Source organism: Micromonospora jinlongensis (assembly GCF_013410645.1).
In the GTDB taxonomy this organism is placed as follows: Bacteria; Actinomycetota; Actinomycetes; order Mycobacteriales; family Micromonosporaceae; genus Micromonospora; species Micromonospora zamorensis.
In genome coordinates, this window is record NZ_JACCHK010000001.1 from 4,617,990 (window position 1) to 4,635,151 (window position 17,162).

Annotated in this window: 12 protein-coding genes; 8 read left to right on the top strand and 4 right to left on the bottom strand. The window is 71.7% G+C overall.

The window, feature by feature from the left end:
• The first annotated feature begins 4 nt into the window (after nucleotides 1-4).
• Nucleotides 5-1,543 (top strand): SpoIIE family protein phosphatase, encoded by a 1,539-nt coding sequence (locus HNR22_RS20620; protein WP_179781719.1) that lies wholly within the window; start codon nucleotides 5-7, stop codon nucleotides 1,541-1,543.
• Between the two features lie 12 nt (nucleotides 1,544-1,555).
• Here HNR22_RS20620 and HNR22_RS20625 read toward each other — a convergent pair whose 3' ends face one another.
• Nucleotides 1,556-2,353, bottom strand: a complete 798-nt coding sequence (locus tag HNR22_RS20625) for a helix-turn-helix domain-containing protein (protein WP_179781720.1) — start codon at nucleotides 2,351-2,353, stop codon at nucleotides 1,556-1,558.
• 31 nt (nucleotides 2,354-2,384) lie between these two features.
• On the opposite strand from HNR22_RS20625, the gene HNR22_RS20630 reads away from it, so the two are divergent.
• The 4 genes from HNR22_RS20630 (at nucleotide 2,385) to HNR22_RS20645 (ending at nucleotide 5,874) form a co-directional block, all read left to right on the top strand.
• Complete coding sequence (locus tag HNR22_RS20630) at nucleotides 2,385-2,966, top strand: TIGR03086 family metal-binding protein (protein WP_179781721.1); 582 nt, start codon at nucleotides 2,385-2,387, stop codon at nucleotides 2,964-2,966.
• Nucleotides 2,967-3,119: 153 nt separating this feature from the next.
• On the top strand, nucleotides 3,120-3,656 hold the full coding sequence (locus tag HNR22_RS20635) for a helix-turn-helix transcriptional regulator (protein ID WP_179781722.1): 537 nt from the start codon (nucleotides 3,120-3,122) through the stop codon (nucleotides 3,654-3,656).
• Nucleotides 3,653-4,354 (top strand): ATP-binding cassette domain-containing protein, encoded by a 702-nt coding sequence (locus HNR22_RS20640; protein ID WP_179781723.1) that lies wholly within the window; start codon nucleotides 3,653-3,655, stop codon nucleotides 4,352-4,354. The genes HNR22_RS20635 and HNR22_RS20640 overlap by 4 nt, the downstream gene beginning before the upstream one ends.
• Nucleotides 4,351-5,874 (top strand): FtsX-like permease family protein, encoded by a 1,524-nt coding sequence (locus tag HNR22_RS20645; RefSeq protein ID WP_179781724.1) that lies wholly within the window; start codon nucleotides 4,351-4,353, stop codon nucleotides 5,872-5,874. Before HNR22_RS20640 ends, HNR22_RS20645 begins: the two co-directional genes overlap by 4 nt.
• Nucleotides 5,875-5,890: 16 nt before the next feature.
• Here the strand turns inward: HNR22_RS20645 and HNR22_RS20650 are convergent, their stop codons facing one another.
• Together HNR22_RS20650 and HNR22_RS20655 are read right to left on the bottom strand one after the other, a co-directional pair.
• Nucleotides 5,891-6,076, bottom strand: coding sequence for a hypothetical protein (locus HNR22_RS20650; protein ID WP_088951065.1), 186 nt, complete (start codon nucleotides 6,074-6,076; stop codon nucleotides 5,891-5,893).
• A 169-nt stretch (nucleotides 6,077-6,245) separates the two neighbouring features.
• Entirely contained in the window at nucleotides 6,246-8,342 is a 2,097-nt protein-coding gene (locus HNR22_RS20655) for a prolyl oligopeptidase family serine peptidase (protein WP_179781725.1), read from the bottom strand.
• Between the two features lie 96 nt (nucleotides 8,343-8,438).
• Here HNR22_RS20655 and HNR22_RS20660 point away from each other — a divergent pair, with 96 nt between their 5' ends.
• On the top strand, nucleotides 8,439-9,797 hold the full coding sequence (locus tag HNR22_RS20660) for an FAD-binding oxidoreductase (RefSeq protein WP_179781726.1): 1,359 nt from the start codon (nucleotides 8,439-8,441) through the stop codon (nucleotides 9,795-9,797).
• An 18-nt stretch (nucleotides 9,798-9,815) separates the two neighbouring features.
• On the opposite strand, the gene HNR22_RS20665 is transcribed toward HNR22_RS20660, so the two are convergent.
• Nucleotides 9,816-11,891, bottom strand: coding sequence for a SpoIIE family protein phosphatase (locus HNR22_RS20665; RefSeq protein WP_179781727.1), 2,076 nt, complete (start codon nucleotides 11,889-11,891; stop codon nucleotides 9,816-9,818).
• Nucleotides 11,892-12,232: 341 nt separating this feature from the next.
• On the opposite strand from HNR22_RS20665, the gene HNR22_RS20670 reads away from it, so the two are divergent.
• Nucleotides 12,233-16,600, top strand: coding sequence for a HAMP domain-containing protein (locus tag HNR22_RS20670; RefSeq protein WP_179781728.1), 4,368 nt, complete (start codon nucleotides 12,233-12,235; stop codon nucleotides 16,598-16,600).
• On the top strand, nucleotides 16,597-17,151 hold the full coding sequence (locus HNR22_RS20675) for a response regulator (RefSeq protein ID WP_099849829.1): 555 nt from the start codon (nucleotides 16,597-16,599) through the stop codon (nucleotides 17,149-17,151). The genes HNR22_RS20670 and HNR22_RS20675 overlap by 4 nt, the downstream gene beginning before the upstream one ends.
• Nucleotides 17,152-17,162 lie beyond the last annotated feature (11 nt).

The window sequence follows — 17,162 nt, forward strand, 5'->3', positions numbered from 1 at the left end:
CAGCATGGACGGCATGCCGACAACCATCCTGGTCGTCGACGACAGTCGTACCAAGCGTTACCTGCTGGTCAGTTGGCTGACCCGGGCCGGGTTCACAGTGCTGGAGGCCGAGAACGGCGCCGAGGCGCTGGCTCGGGTCGAGGTGGACCGCATCGACCTGGTCGTCCTCGACGTCCGGTTGCCGGACCTGAGCGGGTACGAGGTCTGCGAACAGATCAAGGCCCGGCATCCGGCGATGCCGGTGATCCACGTGTCGGCGCACGCCGTGGACGTCGCCGACCGAGCCCAGGGGCTGACCCGGGGTGCGGACGCGTACCTGACCGAGCCGATCGAGCCGGAAGAGCTGATCGCCACCACCCGGGCGGTCCTGCGCTACTACCAGGCCCGGCAACGCGCCGAGCTGCTCGCCGAGCGGCTGCTCGGGCTGGCCGACACGACAGTGGCGGTGCACGCCGCACCCACCTTCGCGCGTCTGCTGGAGGCCGCCGCCGAGGGCGCCGCGCAGATCTTCAAGAGCCCGGCGGCAGTGATCGCCGAGACCTTCGACGGTGACTGCCTCGCGGGGATCTGCGCCGGCCCCGGCGCGGTGGCCACAGTGGTGCCGTGGGTCGTCGACGACACCGGGGTGCCGACCGGCGCCACGGTCCGGGTGCAGACCCCGCAGAGCTGGGCGCTGGTCGAGTGGCCGACGGACGACACGGTGACAGTCGCCGCCGCCCGGCTGCGCGAGGACCGCGCCCCGCTGTACGTGGTGGTTCCGACCGCCACCCAGACCGCGCGGACCCCGGTGCTCAAGCAGCTCGCTCAGGCGGTGGCGGCAGCCGTGGAGGGGCAGCGCTCGTTCGACGAGGAGCACCGGATCGCGGTCACCCTCCAACGCAGCCTGCTCCCGCGCGGGCTGCCCACCGTCGCCGGCCTGGACCTCGCGGTGCGCTACGAGCCGGCCAGCGCACAGACCGAGGTGGGCGGCGACTTCTACGAACTGGTGATGCTCGACGGGCACCTGCTGCTGGCGATCGGGGACGTGGCCGGCCACTCGCTGCACGCGGCGACCGTGATGGCCGAGCTGCGGCACGCGGTGCGGGCGTACGCGGTCGAGGGGCACCAGCCTGGCGAGATCCTGCACCGGGTCAACGAGCTGATGCGGACCCTGCTGCCCAACGAAATCGCCACACTGTGCGTGCTTCTGCTGCACCCACCGACCGGCCGGGTCCGCCTGGCCAGCGCCGGGCATCTTCCGCCGGTGCTCAGCATGGACGGCAAGGTCGAGTTCGTGCAGCACTCCGCGCCGCTGCTCGGCGTCCGCGCACCTCGCCCGGACGACCTGGAGTTCGTGGTGCCGGCCGGGGCCACGCTGGTGTTCTACACCGACGGGCTGATCGAGCGGCGGGACGCGACCATCGACGAAGGGTTGGCAGCCCTCGCCGCTGTCTGCGCCACTGTCGACGACGACCTGGACCGCTTCTGCTCCCGGCTGCTGGTCGAGTTGGCCCCACCGGAGATCCAGGACGACGTCGCCGTGGTCGTCCTGCGCCGCCGCTGAGCCGGTGCGGCCTCAGTGCACCGAGCGGGCGTACGCGGCGGGTGACACCCCGGCAACGGCGGTGAAGTCGCGAACCAGGTGGGCCTGGTCGCTGTAACCAAGGTCGGCGGCGAGGGCCGCCCATTCCAGTGGGCCGCCGGCGGCCTGCTCGACGGCCTCCTGGAGCCGGTAGCGGCGGATCACCCACTTCGGCCCGACCCCCACGTACTCCAGGAAGAGTCGCTGCAACCGGCGGACCGGAAGGTCGTGCCGCGCCGCGAAGTCGTCGACCCGCAGCACCGTCCGGTCGGTGCGGATCGCCTCGGTCAGCCGGATGGCCTCGTCGCCCATCGGGTCCGGCGCTGGGTCCCAGGCGGTGAGCAGGGCGTCCATGGCGCGGCAACGCTCGTCGTCGGCGGCCGCGCACACCGGGAAGTCGGGGGGTGCCAGCCGGCCCGTGGGCAGTGGCACCCGGAGGCCGGTCAGCTCACTGATCGGCTGGCGCCAGAACGCGTGGAAGCCGCCGGGGCGGAACTGCACCCCGCCCACCCGGCCGGTGCCGGTGAGCGTGATCCGGAACAGGTCGCGGCCCACCCCGGCCACCTCGCCGGACTCGGGCCCGTCGCCGTCCCGCCGGAACACCACGTTCACCGCCGGGTGCGGCACCACCCGCTGCTCGAACGGTGTGCTCAACTCCCAGTCGATCAACCAGTAGTGCTCGACCCACCGCCGTAGCGGCTCCGCCGGCAGGTGCCGACGGAAGCGCACCTCGCGCAGCATCCGCCCGGGGTCGAGGATCCCCCGGCTGTCGCCACGCGGTCGCTGTCGCATTTATTCAAGACCACCCTCATACGCTGGTCCTATGACCACTCAGACTAGCGACCTGCTGGCGGCTGCCGCGCCGCGAACCGTCGACGTGGTGCGTGGCATCGCCGACGACCAGTTCGATCTGCCCACCCCGTGCCGCGACTACGTGGTCCGTGATCTGCTCAACCACCTCTTCGAGGTGGTGGTCAACTTCCAGGAGTTGGCCGTGAAGCGGCCAGTGGAGTGGGCCGAGAAGCCCGACCACCTGGGCGACGGCTGGCGGGACCGGTTCGAGGCGGAGACGGGTCGCTTGGTGGCCGCCTGGTCGGACCCGTCCACCCTGGAGGGTGTGTCGCCGGGCATGGGCATGCCGCAGACCGTCGTCGGCGGCATGGCCCTGCTGGACCTGACCGTGCACGGCTGGGACCTCGCCGTCGCCACCGGCCAGCCCTACCAGCCGGCCCCGGAGGCAGTCGCCGAGCTGCACGGGTTGGTCGAGCAGTTGGGCCCCACCGCCCGCAAGATGGGCGTCTTCGCCGAGCCCGTGTCGACCCCCGCACCCCCAACCCCCACCCCCGAGCTGGCCCACCTGCTGACCCGGACCGGCCGCACCCCCACCTGGCCCCAAACCCCCTAACCCCACCCCACCCCGCACCCCCCTTCCGCCCGTTGATCATGAAGTTATTGCGCGTCTCCACGGCGTGTCGTGGCAATAACTTCATGATCAACCGAGGGGTGGGGGTGGGGTGGGTTGTTGACTTGGGTATTCGCTCGGTGAATAGTTGCGGGTGTGTCCACGTCGCATGTTCTGCTCGGGTTGTTGGCTGCTGGCAGCCGGCACGGCTATGAGCTGAAGCGTGCGCACGACGAGCGGCTGCCCAGGGCTCGACCACTGGCCTTCGGGCAGGTCTACGCCACCCTTGGCCGCCTGGAACGTGACGGCCTGGTGGTCACCGCCGGGCAGGACCGCGCGGCCGGGCCGGATCGCACGGCGTACGCGCTGACCGACCAGGGGCGAGCCGCGCTCGACCAGTGGCTCACCACTGTGGAACCACCCATGCCGTACGTGGCCAGCACCCTCTTCGCCAAGGTCGTGGTGGCGCTCCTGGTCGCCGACGTCGAGAGTGCCCGGTCCTACCTGATCGCCCAGCGCGCCGCGCACACCGCACGGCTGCGTGAGCTGACCGCGGTGAAGGCCGACCCGGCCGCCACTCTCAGCGACGTGGTCGCGGCCGACTTCGCGATCGCCCACCTCGACGCGGACCTGCGGTGGCTGCACGCCACTCTGGGCCGGGTCGCCGACTGGCACCGGGAGGTGCATCCGTGACGCAACTCCAGGCTCGCGGCGTGGTCCGGGCGTACGGCCCGACACCCGCGCTGCGCGGCGTGACACTCGACGTGGCCGAGGGTGAGATCGTCGCCGTCACCGGCCCGAGCGGCTGCGGAAAGTCGACCCTGCTGCACTGTCTGGCCGGGATCCTCCGGCCGGACGCCGGCGAGGTCACCTGGCGGGGGCAGCGCATCGACACCTGGTCGGAGGCGGCCCGTTCCCGGTTGCGACGCACCGAGTTCGGGGTGCTGTTCCAGTTCGGCCAACTGGTCGCCGAGTTGACCGCGGCGGAGAACGTCGCACTGCCTCTGCTCCTCGCCGGCACGGGGCGGCGAGAGGCACGGACGGCGGCGCTGACCTGGCTGGACCGGTTCGGTGTGGGGGAGGTGGCCGACCTCCGGCCGGGTGAGATGTCCGGTGGTCAGCAGCAGCGGTGCGCCACCGCGCGTGCGTTGGTGACCGAGCCACGGGTGCTCTTCGCCGACGAGCCGACCGGTTCGCTGGACACGCTCGCGGGCGAGCAGGTGCTGACCCATCTGGTCCGGCTCGCCCGTGAGCAGCGCACCGCCGTCGTGCTGATCACCCACGAGCCGCGAATCGCCGCGTACGCCGATCGGGAGATCGTGTTGCGCGACGGCCTGGTGGACCACACGGGCCTCGGGCTCGACGTGCCGATGGCCGGTGGCGCCCGGTGAGACCGGCGACGCTGGTCCGGCTCGCGCTCGCCGGCAGCCGCACCGACACCGCCCGGGTGGTGCTCACCGCCCTCAGTGCCCTGCTGGCGACCCTGGCCGGGCTCGCGGCGCTCACCGTGCTGGCCATCGAGAAACCCCCCGGTGACGCCTGGGCGCAGTCCGAGCAGTACCACAACGCGCTGCTGCGGGAGCCCGGGTTGCGCGGTGGGACGGCGTTCGCGCTGCTCATGCTGATGATTCCGGTTCTGGCGCTGGCCGGCCAGTGCGCGCGGCTCGGCGCACCCGCACGGGATCGCCGGCTGGCGGCGATCCGGCTCGCCGGCGCCACCCCCGGCCAGGTCACCCGGTTGGCCGTGCTGGAGACCGGCATGGCCGCTCTGCTCGGCACGTTGGTCGGGCTGGGTGCCTACCTGGTCGGCCGCGAGGTGCTGCACCGACCGGACGCGCAAGGTCGGCTGGCCCTGCCGACCGATGTGCTGCCGTCGCCCGCAGCGGTGGCCGCGGTGGTGCTCGGCCTGCCGGTCATCGCGGCACTGGCCACCGCCCTGATGCTGCGTACGGTCACCATGAGCCCGCTCGGGGTGAGCCGCAAGGCCGCCCGCGAGCGCGGTCCCGGCCCGTGGGCCGGGCTCCTGATCGGGCTGGGCCTGGCCTCGTTCCTCGCGGTCCGTCCGGCCACCTACCAACTCAAGGGCAAGGACGAGCTGCTCGGCTGGCTGGTGCCGCTGCTGTTCGCGGTGGGTGCGCTCGCGGCGATGATCGGGGTGGTGATCGGCACCGGCTGGATCTCGTACAACTGCGGGCGGTTGTTGCGTCGGCACGCCCGCCGGCCCGCGGCGCTGCTCGCGGCGGGCCGGTTGATGGCCGACCCGTGGGCGGGCAGCCGCACGTTCGCGGCGCTGCTCGCCGCCCTGATCTTCGGCGGGGGTGCGGCCGCCCAGCGCGCCTACTTCGCCACCAAGGACCAGCTCGACCGGGAGCAGAACCGGCTCGCCGGGGTGGACGCAGGCGCTGATCCGTTCTATCTGTCCACCATGAACCTGGTCGATGCCGCGGTCGCGGTGGCCATCCTGATCGCGACGGGTGGGCTGATCGTCGCGCTGGTCGAGGGGATCGTCGCCCGCCGACGCGCCTACGCGGCGTTGGTCGCCACCGGGGTGCCCCGAGCGACGCTGAGCCGTTCGGTGGCCTGGCAGGCGCTGGCCCCGGCGGTGCCGGCGATCCTGCTCGCGCTCACAGTGGGCACCATGCTCGGCCGGGGACTCGTCGGCGAGGTGTCGACGGGTGTCTCGTCGACGGAGATCTGCGACGCCACGGCCGCGCTGTGTGACGACCCGGCCACCCGCGAGCAGTACACCCGGATCGTGTACGCCCCCGCGATCCAGCGAGCCATTGCCGTACCCCTGGAGCAGTTGGCCTGGCTCGGTGCCGGCGCTCTGGCGGCGGTGCTGGTGACGGTCGGTGTCGGCCTGCTCTTCCTGCGCGCCAGCACGGCCCTGGACGAGCTGCGCATGACCTGAGCCACCGCGCGCCCGGTCAGGCGGTGAGCAGCCCGGAGGAGAGTGCCACCAGCGTGCCCACCACCGCCGAGCAGCAGCAGACCAGAAGACCGGCGACGACCGCGAGGATCAACCAGACCCGGCGATCCCGCGCCACCGCCGCGACGCTCGGCCGGCGGACGTCCTCGGCGGCCCCGCCGTCACCATCCGTGGTCCCGGTCACCCCGGAAGTCTAGGCCCCGACATCGGCCCGGGCCCGGGGACTCCGGGCCGCGCGGCGCTCGCACACGCGCGACCCACTCATGATCGCGCCCGATCGCGGAAGTGGTGCCTCCCCGAGCCGCCGAGGGGACCACTCCCACCATCGAGCGCGATCATGCCGACCCGACGGGTCAGGCGCGGCCGATCCGGTCCAGGATCCAGGCGTTGATGAACGCCTCCTCGCGCCACGCGTCGTAGCGACCGCTCGGACCGCCGTGCCCGGCACCCATCTCGGTCTTGAGCAGGTAGTCGCCGCCCGGGGCGACGGCCCGCAGCCGGGCGATCCACTTCGCCGGCTCGGAGTAGAGCACCCGGGTGTCGTTGAGGCTGGTCACCGCGAGGATCGCCGGGTAGTCCACAGCGGTCACGTTCTCGTACGGCGTGTAGGACTTCATGTACGCGTACACCTCGGGGTCCTCCAGTGGGTTGCCCCACTCCTCCCACTCGGTGACGGTCAGCGGCAGCGACGGGTCGAGGATCGAGGTGAGCGCGTCCACGAACGGCACCTGCGCGACGATCCCGGTGAAGGCGTCCGGCGCGAGGTTGGCGACCGCGCCCATCAGCAGGCCGCCGGCCGAGGCGCCCCGCGCGACCAGCCGGTCGCTGGCCGTCCAGCCGGCCTTGACCACGTGTCGGGCGCAGGCGACGAAGTCGGTGAAGGTGTTCTTCTTGGTCAGCATCTTGCCCTGGTCGTACCAGCGCCGGCCCAGCTCTCCACCGCCCCGGATGTGGGCCACGGCGAAGACCACGCCCCGGTCCAGCAGGGACAGTCGGGCCACCGAGAACCACGGGTCCATGCTGGCCTCGTACGAGCCGTAGCCGTACAGCTCGCAGGGCGCCGAGCCGTCCCGGGGCGTGCCCACGCGGCAGACCAGCGAGATCGGCACCCGGGTGCCGTCGTCGGCGAGTGCCCAGTCACGGTGCTGCTCGTACTCGGCGGGGTCGTACGGCCGCCCGTCCGGGCCGGGTAGCACCGGCTTCTGCTTGCGCAGCACCATCTGCCGCGTGACCAGGTCGTAGTCGTACACCGAGTCGGGGGTGACCAGGGAGGAGTACCGCAGGCGGACCTGCCCGGTGCGGTATTCCGGGTTGGCGTCCAGACCGACGCTGTACAGCGGCTCGGGGAAGTCGATGTCGTACGAGTCGTCGCTGCCCACCGGCAACACCCGCAGCCCGGTGAGCCCGTCGGTGCGCAGCGACACGACCAGGTGGTTGGCGAAGGCGTCCACGGCCTCCAGCCGGGTGCCGGGGGTGTGCTCGATGACCGGCACCCAGTCGCCCGGCGCGTCCGCGGAGGTGAACGCCAGCGCGAAGTCCTCCGCACCGTCGTTGTGCAGGATCAGGAAACGGTGGCCGTGGTGCTCCACCGCGTATTCGACGCCCTGGCGTCGGGGGGCGATCACGGCCGGGGCGCCGGTCGGGTTGCCGGCGGGGATCACCAGCACCTCGCTGGTCACCTTGCTGTGGATGTCGATCAGGACGAACTTCTCCGACCGGGTCAGCTCCACGCCCACCCAGAACCGCTCGTCGTCCTCCTGGTGGACCACCACGTCGTCGGCAGCGGCCGAGCCGACGGTGTGCCGCCAGACCCGGTTCGGCCGCCAGGCCTCGTCCACTGTCACGTAGAACAGCACCGAGGCGTCGGTCGACCAGGCGGTGCCGTAGAAGGTGTCGGGCACCTCGTCGGGCAGCAACTCGCCGGTGGTCAGGTCCTTCACGCGCAGGGTGAACCGCTCGTCGCCGGAGAAGTCGGTGGAGTAGGCCAGCCAGCGACCGTCCGGGCTGACGTCGAACGCGCCCAGCGAGAAGAAGTCGTGCCCCTCGGCCAGCAGGTTGCCGTCGAGCAGCACCTCCTCGCCGTCGAGCGGGGCGCCGTCGGCGCTGACCGGTGGCTCGATCTCGCCGTCGCGGACCGCGCGGCGGCAGTGCACCCCGTACTGCTGGCCCTCGACCGTCCGGGTGTAGTACCAGTGCCCGCCCTTGCGGGTCGGCACGGACAGGTCGGTCTCCCTGGTGCGCTGGCGGGTCTCCTCGAACAGCGTCGTGCGCAGCTCGGCCAGGTGCGCCGTACGCGTGTCGGTGTACGCGTTCTCGGCGGTCAGGTAGGCGATCGTCTCCGGGTCGTCCTTGGCGGCGAGCCAGGCGTACTCGTCGACGACGGTGTCGCCGTGGTGGGTGCGCTCGCTGGGCACCCGCTTCGCCGCGGGCGGGGCAGTCTCGGTGGTCACGGCGGCCACGTTACCGGCCGGCACCCGCTGTACGCCGGACCAGCGGCATCCCGATAGCCTCTACCACGGCTTTCGAACACATGTACGATGAGCGCCATGGCGGCAGCAGCGAGTTCCCTCGGCCGGTCCGGAGCCCTCGAAATCACCCGGCGGTTGGCGGCGATCTGTGGCCCGCCGTTCTCCCGGCCGGGTGGGCCGGCCGACGAGGTGGCGGGGCGGCCGGCGCGGTGGGTGGCGGTGCCGGGCGGCCCGCACGCCGCTGCCGAGGTGCTGCGGCTGGCTGCCGCGCACGACCTGGCGGTGGTGCCCAGAGGCGCCGGCACGAAGATCGACTGGGGTGCCACGCCGGTGCAGGTCGACATCATGCTCGACACCGGCCGGCTGGCCGGCATCGGCCACGAGCCGGTCGGCGCGATGGTGGCCGAGGTGGGCGCCGGCACCCCACTGCGGGCGGTGCAGGCCACGTTGGAGCGCACCGGGCAGCGGCTGGCGATGGACGCTCCTTCACCTGGCGCGACCCTCGGTGGGGTGCTAGCCGCGGGCGAGGCCGGCCCGCTGCGCCACCGCCACGGCAGCCCGTGCGACCAACTGCTCGGTGTCCGCTACCTCGCCGCCGACGGTGAGCTGGTGAGCGCCGGGGGTGGAGCGCCCGGGCTCGACCTGGCCCGGCTGCTCTGTGGCTCCCAGGGCGCGCTCGGTGTGCTGGTCTCGGCGACAATGCGGGTGCAGCCGGTGCCGGCCAGCCGACTCTGGGTGTCCCGCCCGGTGTGGACACCGTTGGAGGTGCACGACCTGGTCCGGACGATCCTCGCCGCCCGGCTGGAGCCGTCGGCCATCGAGCTGGACCTGCCCGGAGGCACGCCACGGCCGCGCACCCCCTACCCGCCCGGTCACCCGGCGGCCACCGCCCGGGAGCGTCACCCGTCGATGTCCGGCCGGGCCGGTGCGCCGTCCCGGGCGGGCAGCCTGGTGGTGCTGTTGGAGGGCGGCCCCGCCGACGTCACCGAACGCGCCGAGCGCCTGGTCGGCCTGCTGCACGGGGAGGCGACGATCGCCCACTCCGCCCCGACGTGGTGGCGTCGCTACCCGTTCGCGCCCGGCGACACGGCGCTGCGCCTGGAGGTGCCGATCGGTGACCTGCACGCCGCCGTCTACGCGCTGCGCGACGCGGCCGGCGCCCCGGTGCCGGTGCGTGGGTCCGCCGGTCTGGGCGTGGTGCACGCGGCACTGCCCGGGGCGATGGCCCCCGATCGGGTGGCGTCCATCCTGGCCGCCGTCCGAGGGGTGTTGTTGGCCCGGCAGGGTCGCTGCGTGGTGGTTTCCGCGCCGACGGCTGTCCGGAGGTCCGTCGACCTGTGGGGCGAGCTGGCCGGCCTGGCCCAACTGCGGGCCGCCAAGGAGCACCTCGATCCGGAACACCGCCTCGCCCCCGGGCGCCTCCCCGGCGGTCTGTGAGTCTGCCGCAAACGTCGGTCAGGTCGCGTCGTTGCGGAGCACCAGGATGGCGATGTCGTCCCGGGGTGGCTCGACCGAGAAGTTGATCGCGGCGGCGCGCAGCCGGGCGGCCACCACGTCGGCTGAATAACCGGCCAGGGGCGCTGCCGCGTCCCGCAGTCGGTCGGTGCCGAACAGCTCCCGGCCCCGCCGGCGCTCGGTGACGCCATCGGTGTAGAAGATCAGCGAGTCGCCTGGCGAGAGCGCGATCTTCGCGGTCGGCGAGGTGATCGTGTCGAGCAGGCCGAGTGCGGTGCCGCCGGTGCCGACGAACCCCGCGCCGCCCGTACCGGCCAGCAGCACCGGCCGGTCATGTCCGGCCAGGTGCAGCGACACGTCCAGCTGGTCGCCCGCGCCCGGCCCGACCGCCGCCAGCGCCAACGTGCAGTATCGGCCGCCACCCCGCTCGACCAGCGTCTCGTTGAGCCGCGCCAACGCCTCCGGCAGCGGTTTGCCGTCGCCGACGAGGACCCGGATCACGTCCCGGACCAGCCCGGTCACCGCAGCGGCCTGGACACCCTTGCCCGAGACGTCGCCGATCACCACCAGCCAACGCCCGTCGGGCAGCGGCACCACGTCGTAGAAGTCGCCGCCCACCTCGGCGTCGTCGCCGGTCGGGACGTACTCGGCAGCGAAACCGATCCCGTCCACGAGCGGCAGCACCGGTGGCAGCAGGGACTGCTGGAGCGTCTGCGCCACGCGGCGGCGCTCGGCGTGGATCCGGGCGTTCTCGATCGCCAGCGCGGCCCGGCGGGCCACGTCCTCCAACACGGCGACCTCGTCCGGGTCGTGCCGGTGTCGCTGGTGCCGCCCCACCGCCAGGGTGCCGAGCCGCTGCCCGCGGGCGATCAGCGGCACCGCGAAACCCTCCATCGGGCCGCCCAGGGGGATCTGCGCCGCGCTGCGGGACGCCTCGCGCAGGCGAGCCTGGATCGAATCCGGCCCGGTCTCCGCCAGCACCTTGTGCAGTTGCGGAAGCATCGACTCGTCGGCGTGGCTGGCCGCCGCCAGCCGCAGCCGGCCCCACTCGTCGGTGGTGTGCACCGCGCACCACTGGCCGAGCCGCGGCACCACCAACTGCGGCACCAGCGCCATGGTCAGGTCGACGTCCAGCGACTGGGCGAGCAGCTCACTGGCCTCGGCCAGGAACGTCAGCCACACCTGCCGGCGGATGTCGGTCCTGCGCAGCCGGTCGTTCTCCAGGTGCAGCGACAGCCGCTCGGCGGTCAGCACCGCCAACGGCCGGGCGTACGCCGACGGCGCCGCGTCCAGCTCCAGCTCCCCGGCGTACGGGCGGTGCACCGTCAACGGCACCCGGAGCAGGTCGCTGCCGGGGCGGGGCGGCCGACCGAAGCGGGCCAACACCTGACGGCCCTGCCCGTCGCCCCGGTCGAGGCGGATCGAGCCCCCGGCCGCGCCCACCATCTCGGCGACGCGGCTGAGCAGGTTGGTGGCGAAGTCGGGCAGCGGGTCGTCCGCGTACAGGTCGGGGGCGGTCTGCATGAGTTCGCTCATCGCGCTGGCGCTCGGCGCGGACCCGTCCGCGCTGGTGGCGGGCCCGGCGCTGGCCGGGGTCGACCCGCCGGCCGCGGTGCCCTCGGCCGGCGGCTCGGTGCCGGGACGGTCCAGCCGGAACCAGACGCCCTTGCCGGTGGGCAGGTACGTCGTGCCCCAGCGGCTGGCGAAGTGGTCGACCAGCAGCAGGCCCCGGCCCCGCTCGGAGACCTCGTTGATCTCGGTGGAGTCGTTGCGGGCGCCGACGGTCAGCTCGTCACCGGAGCCGGGCGCGAAGTCGGAGACGGTGACGGTCAGCCCGATCTCGTCGGCGACGACCTCGATGTCCAACTCGGTGCGCGCGTGCTCCACGGCGTTGGTGGTCAGCTCGGTGGTGAGCAGCAGTGCCTCGTTGGCCAGCTCGTCGAGGTGTGACTCGGTCAACACCGAGCGGACCACGGCGCGGGCGGCGGCCGGCGTACGACGGTCTGCGGGCAGGCGGACACGCCGGACCGCCCCGTCCCGGGCCCCGGCCGTCGCGGGCCCCGCCTCGGCTGACACCCCCGTATCCTCCACCGTCCCCCTGCCGGGTGCCAAGCTGATCACCTTGTCGCGCCTCCCTCCGTGACGGAGGAAGCGCACGCACCGTATCAACGCTTCCAGTAGAGCAGGGGCCCCTTCCGGCCAGCGCACCCTTCACCGGTATGCGTCCGTCGGGCGGGTTCGGCACCGCTGCGAGGTCTGCGGCGGGCTGTGCCGGATCGGCCTCCGTCGAGCCGGTCCGGATGGCGATCCGGGCCACCTGGCGGGTCGCGCACCCTGGCACTACGGCTCGCGCGGGCACAATATGGGGTGCCGGTGTGTCCGCACGGACCGGCGCCCCCCGAGTTGAGCGAGGAATGATGACCACGGCGAAGCAGTCGGTGGCGGATCCGTCCGCGCCCGACCACGAGGCGCTCCTCGGTGAGTTGACCGAGGCACTGCGACGGATCGGTCGCGGCGACCTGAAGGTCCGGCTTCCCCGCCGCGCCGGCAAAGCGGGTGAGGTGGCGGACGCCTTCAACGAGGTGGTCTCGCTCCAGGAGCGGCATCACCTGGACCTGCGGCGGATCAGCCGGATCGTCGGTCGCGACGGCCGGCTCACCGAGCGGCTGGACGACGAGGGGCTGGACGGCTCCTGGGCGGAGGGGCAGCGGGCGATCAACTCGCTGATCGACGACCTGGGCCGACCGACCACGGAGATCGCCCGGGTCATCGTGGCGGTCGCGGACGGCGACCTGTCCCAGCACATGGCGTTGGAGATCGACGGCCGGCCGCTGCGCGGTGAGTACCTGCGCATCGGGCGCACCGTGAACACGATGGTCGACCAGTTGTCCTCGTTCTCGAACGAGGTGACCCGGGTGGCCCGTGAGGTCGGCACCGAGGGCAAGTTGGGGGGCCAGGCCGACGTTCGGGGCGTCGCCGGCACCTGGAAGGACCTCACCGACTCGGTGAACACCATGGCGTCGAACCTCACCGGCCAGGTGCGGTCGATCTCGCAGGTGGCGACGGCGGTGGCCAAGGGCGACCTGTCGCAGAAGATCACGGTGGGCGCGCGCGGTGAGGTCGCCGAGTTGGCGGCCACGATGAACTACCTCACCGACACGCTGCGGCTCTTCGCCGAGCAGGTGACCCGGGTGGCCCGCGAGGTGGGCACCGAGGGCAAGCTGGGCGGCCAGGCCGAGGTGCCGAACGTGGCCGGCACGTGGAAGGACCTGACCGACAGCGTCAACTCGATGGCGTCGAACCTGACCGCCCAGGTCCGCAACATCGCCCAGGTGTCGACGGCGGTGGCGCGCGGTGACCTGTCGCAGAAGATCACGGTGGCGGCGCAGGGCGAGATCCTGGAGTTGAAGGACACCGTCAACACGATGGTGGACCAGTTGTCGTCGTTCGCCGACGAGGTGACGCGGGTGGCCCGTGAGGTGGGCATCGAGGGCAAGTTGGGCGGGCAGGCCCAGGTGCGGGGCGTCTCCGGCACCTGGCGGGACCTAACCGAGAACGTCAACCAGCTAGCCGGCAATCTGACCAGCCAGGTCCGCAACATCTCCCAGGTCTCCACCGCCGTCGCGAAGGGCGACCTGTCGCAGAAGATCACGGTCGACGCCCAGGGCGAGATCCTGGAGCTGAAGAACACCGTCAACACGATGGTGGACCAGTTGTCGTCGTTCGCCGACGAGGTGACCCGGGTGGCCCGTGAGGTGGGCACCGAGGGCAACCTGGGCGGTCAGGCGCAGGTGAAGGGCGTCAGTGGCACCTGGCGCGACCTCACGGACAACGTGAACTCGATGGCGTCGAACCTGACCAGCCAGGTCCGCAACATCGCCTCGGTGACCACGGCGGTGGCGAAGGGTGACCTGTCGCAGAAGATCACGGTGGACGCGCGGGGCGAGATCCTGGAGCTGAAGTCGACCGTCAACACGATGGTGGACCAGTTGTCGTCGTTCGCCGACGAGGTGACCCGGGTGGCCCGTGAGGTGGGCACCGAGGGCAAGCTCGGCGGCCAGGCCCAGGTACGCGGCGTCGCCGGCACCTGGCGGGACCTGACCGACAACGTGAACTCGATGGCGTCGAACCTGACTGCCCAGGTCCGCAACATCGCGCAGGTCTCCACGGCGGTGGCGAAGGGTGACCTGTCGCAGAAGATCACGGTGGACGCGCGGGGCGAGATCCTGGAGCTGAAGTCGACCGTCAACACGATGGTGGACCAGTTGTCGTCGTTCGCCGACGAGGTGACGCGGGTGGCCCGTGAGGTGGGCACCGAGGGCAAGCTCGGCGGTCAGGCGCAGGTGAAGGGCGTCAGTGGCACCTGGCGGGACCTGACCGACAACGTGAACTCGATGGCGTCGAACCTGACCAGCCAGGTCCGCAACATCGCCTCGGTGACCACCGCCGTGGCCAAGGGTGACCTGTCGCAGAAGATCACCGTGGACGCCCAGGGCGAGATCCTGGAACTCAAGTCGACTGTCAACACGATGGTCGACCAGCTGTCGTCGTTCGCCGACGAGGTGACCCGGGTCGCCCGTGAGGTCGGCATCGAGGGCAAGCTGGGCGGTCAGGCGCAGGTGAAGGGTGTTTCCGGCACCTGGCGGGACCTCACCGAGAACGTCAACCAGCTCGCCTCGACGCTGACCACGCAGTTGCGGGCCATCGCCCAGGTGTCCACGTCGGTGACGCGGGGTGACCTGACCCAGCGGATCGCCGTGAAGGCGCAGGGCGAGGTCGCCGAGCTGAAGGACAACATCAACCAGATGATCGTCACCCTCCGGGAGACGACCAAGAAGAACGCCGAGCAGGGCTGGCTGGACTCCAACCTGGCCCGCATCGGCGGCCTGTTGCAGGGCCAGCGCGACCTCGGCGAGGTCTGCCGCATGATCATGACGGAGGTGACCCCGCTGGTCGAAGCCCAGCTCGGTGCCTTCTTCCTGGCCGACGACACCGACGGCAGCATGCGGCTGCGGCTGACCTCCTCGTACGGGTACGTGGCGCGGGGCAACGACGTCACCTTCGGGCCGGGCGAGGGGCTGGTCGGGCAGACCGCGCTGTCCCGCCGCACGATCCGGGTCAGCGCCTCCCCGAACAGCCGGCTCACCCTGCGTTCGGGTCTGGCCGAGACGCCCCCGTCCGACCTGGTGGTGCTCCCCGTGCTCTTCGAGGGCGAGCTGCTCGGCGTGATCGAGTTCGCCAGCGTGTCCGCCTTCTCCGACCTGCACCTCGCGTTCCTGGAGCGGCTGGTGCTCACCATCGGCATCGCGGTCAACACCATCCAGGCCAACCGGCGTACGGAGGAGCTGTTGGCCCAGTCGCAGCGGCTGGCGCACGAGATGCAGGAACAGTCGGCGGAGTTGCAGCGCACCAACGCCGAGCTGGAGGAGAAGGCCACTCTGCTCTCCGAGCAGAAGGGCAACATCGAGACGAAGAACCGGGAGATCGAGCTGGCCCGACTCGGCCTGGAGGAGAAGGCGCAGCAGCTGACCCGGGCCTCGGCCTACAAGTCCGAGTTCCTGGCCAACATGAGCCACGAGCTGCGTACGCCGCTGAACTCGTTGCTGCTGTTGGCCCGCCTGCTGGCGGAGAACTCGGAGCAGAACCTCAGCCCGAAGCAGATCGAGTTCGCCCGGACCATCCACGGGTCCGGCTCGGACCTGCTGCGCCTGATCGACGACATCCTCGACCTGTCCAAGATCGAGGCGGGCCGGATGGACGTCGAGCCGACCGAGATCCGCTTCGCCGAGCTGCGCGGCTACGTCGAGCAGGCGTTCGCGCCGCAGGCCGAGGAGAAGAACCTGGACTTCCAGGTGCGGGTCAGCAAGGATCTGCCGCCGGCGTTGGTGACCGACGCGCAGCGGTTGCAGCAGATCCTGCGCAACCTGCTCTCCAACGCGGTGAAGTTCACCGACAACGGTGCGGTGACGCTGCGGATCGCCCCGGCGGCGGAGAACGCGGTCTTCGACGTGCCGGCGCTGACCAACGCCCAGCAGGTCATCGCGTTCACCGTGATCGACACCGGGATCGGCATCTCCGACGACAAGTTGTCGATCATCTTCGAGGCGTTCCAGCAGGCGGACGGCACGACCAGCCGCCGCTACGGCGGCACCGGCCTGGGCCTGTCGATCAGTCGCGATCTTGCTCGGCTGATCGGCGGCACGATCACCGTGTCGTCGGCGCCCGGTCAGGGTTCGACGTTCACCCTGTTCGTGCCGCAGGTGCTGGCTCCGGACGCGGTGGTCGCGCCCCAGACTCCGTCTCCGCAGCGCGCCGGTCTGCCGTCGTCGCTGCTGATGCCGCCGCTGGAGCTGTTGTCGGAGCGGCCGGAGGCACCGGCGACCCGCCAACTGGATGGTGCCACCGTGCTGATCGTGGACGACGACGTCCGCAACGTCTTCGCCTTGACCAGCGCGTTGGAGCTGCACGGGATGACCGTGCTGTACTCGGACAACGGAGCGGACGGTGTCCGTCTGTTGGCCGAGCATCCGGAGGTGGACATCGTGCTGATGGACGCCATGATGCCCGACCAGGACGGCTACGAGACGACCCGCCAGATCCGCCGCAACCACCGCTTCGCCGACCTGCCGGTGGTGTTCCTGACGGCTAAGGCGATGCCGGGTGACCGGGAGTCGGCGCTCGCTGCCGGGGGCAGCGACTACATCACCAAGCCGGTCGACCTGGACGACCTGATCGAGTTGATGTCGTCCTGGATCAACGGCAGCCGGACCGAGGAGACTTCGTGACCCAGATGGCCAAGGCGCTGCTCGTGGACGACCGGCGGCAGAATCTGACGGCCCTGGAGGCGATCCTCCAGGGCCTGCCGGTCCAGTCCGTGGCGGTGGAGAGCGGTGAGGCGGCCCTCAAGCAGCTGCTGGTGGACGACTTCGCGGTGATCCTGCTCGACGCGCAGATGCCGGACATGGACGGTTTCGAGACGGCGAGCCACATCAAGCGCCGTGAGCGGACCAGGCACGTGCCGATCATCTTCCTGACGGCCGCTGACCGGGACGCCCAGCTCGCTCTCCGGGGCTACCAGGTGGGCGCGGTGGACTACCTGACCAAGCCGTTCGACCCGTGGGTGCTGCGCGCCAAGGTGTCGGTCTTCGTCGAGCTGTGGGTGAAGACCCGGCAGTTGGCCGCCCAGTCCGACCTGGTCCGGGAGCGTGACACGCAGTGGCGCAGGCTCACCGACGCGGTCGACGAGGCGACCACCCTGCTGCGGTCCGACGACGGGGAGGCCCGTGACCGGGCGGTGAGCATGTTGGAGCAGGCCCGCTGGGGCAACACCGCCTGACGCGGCGGGAC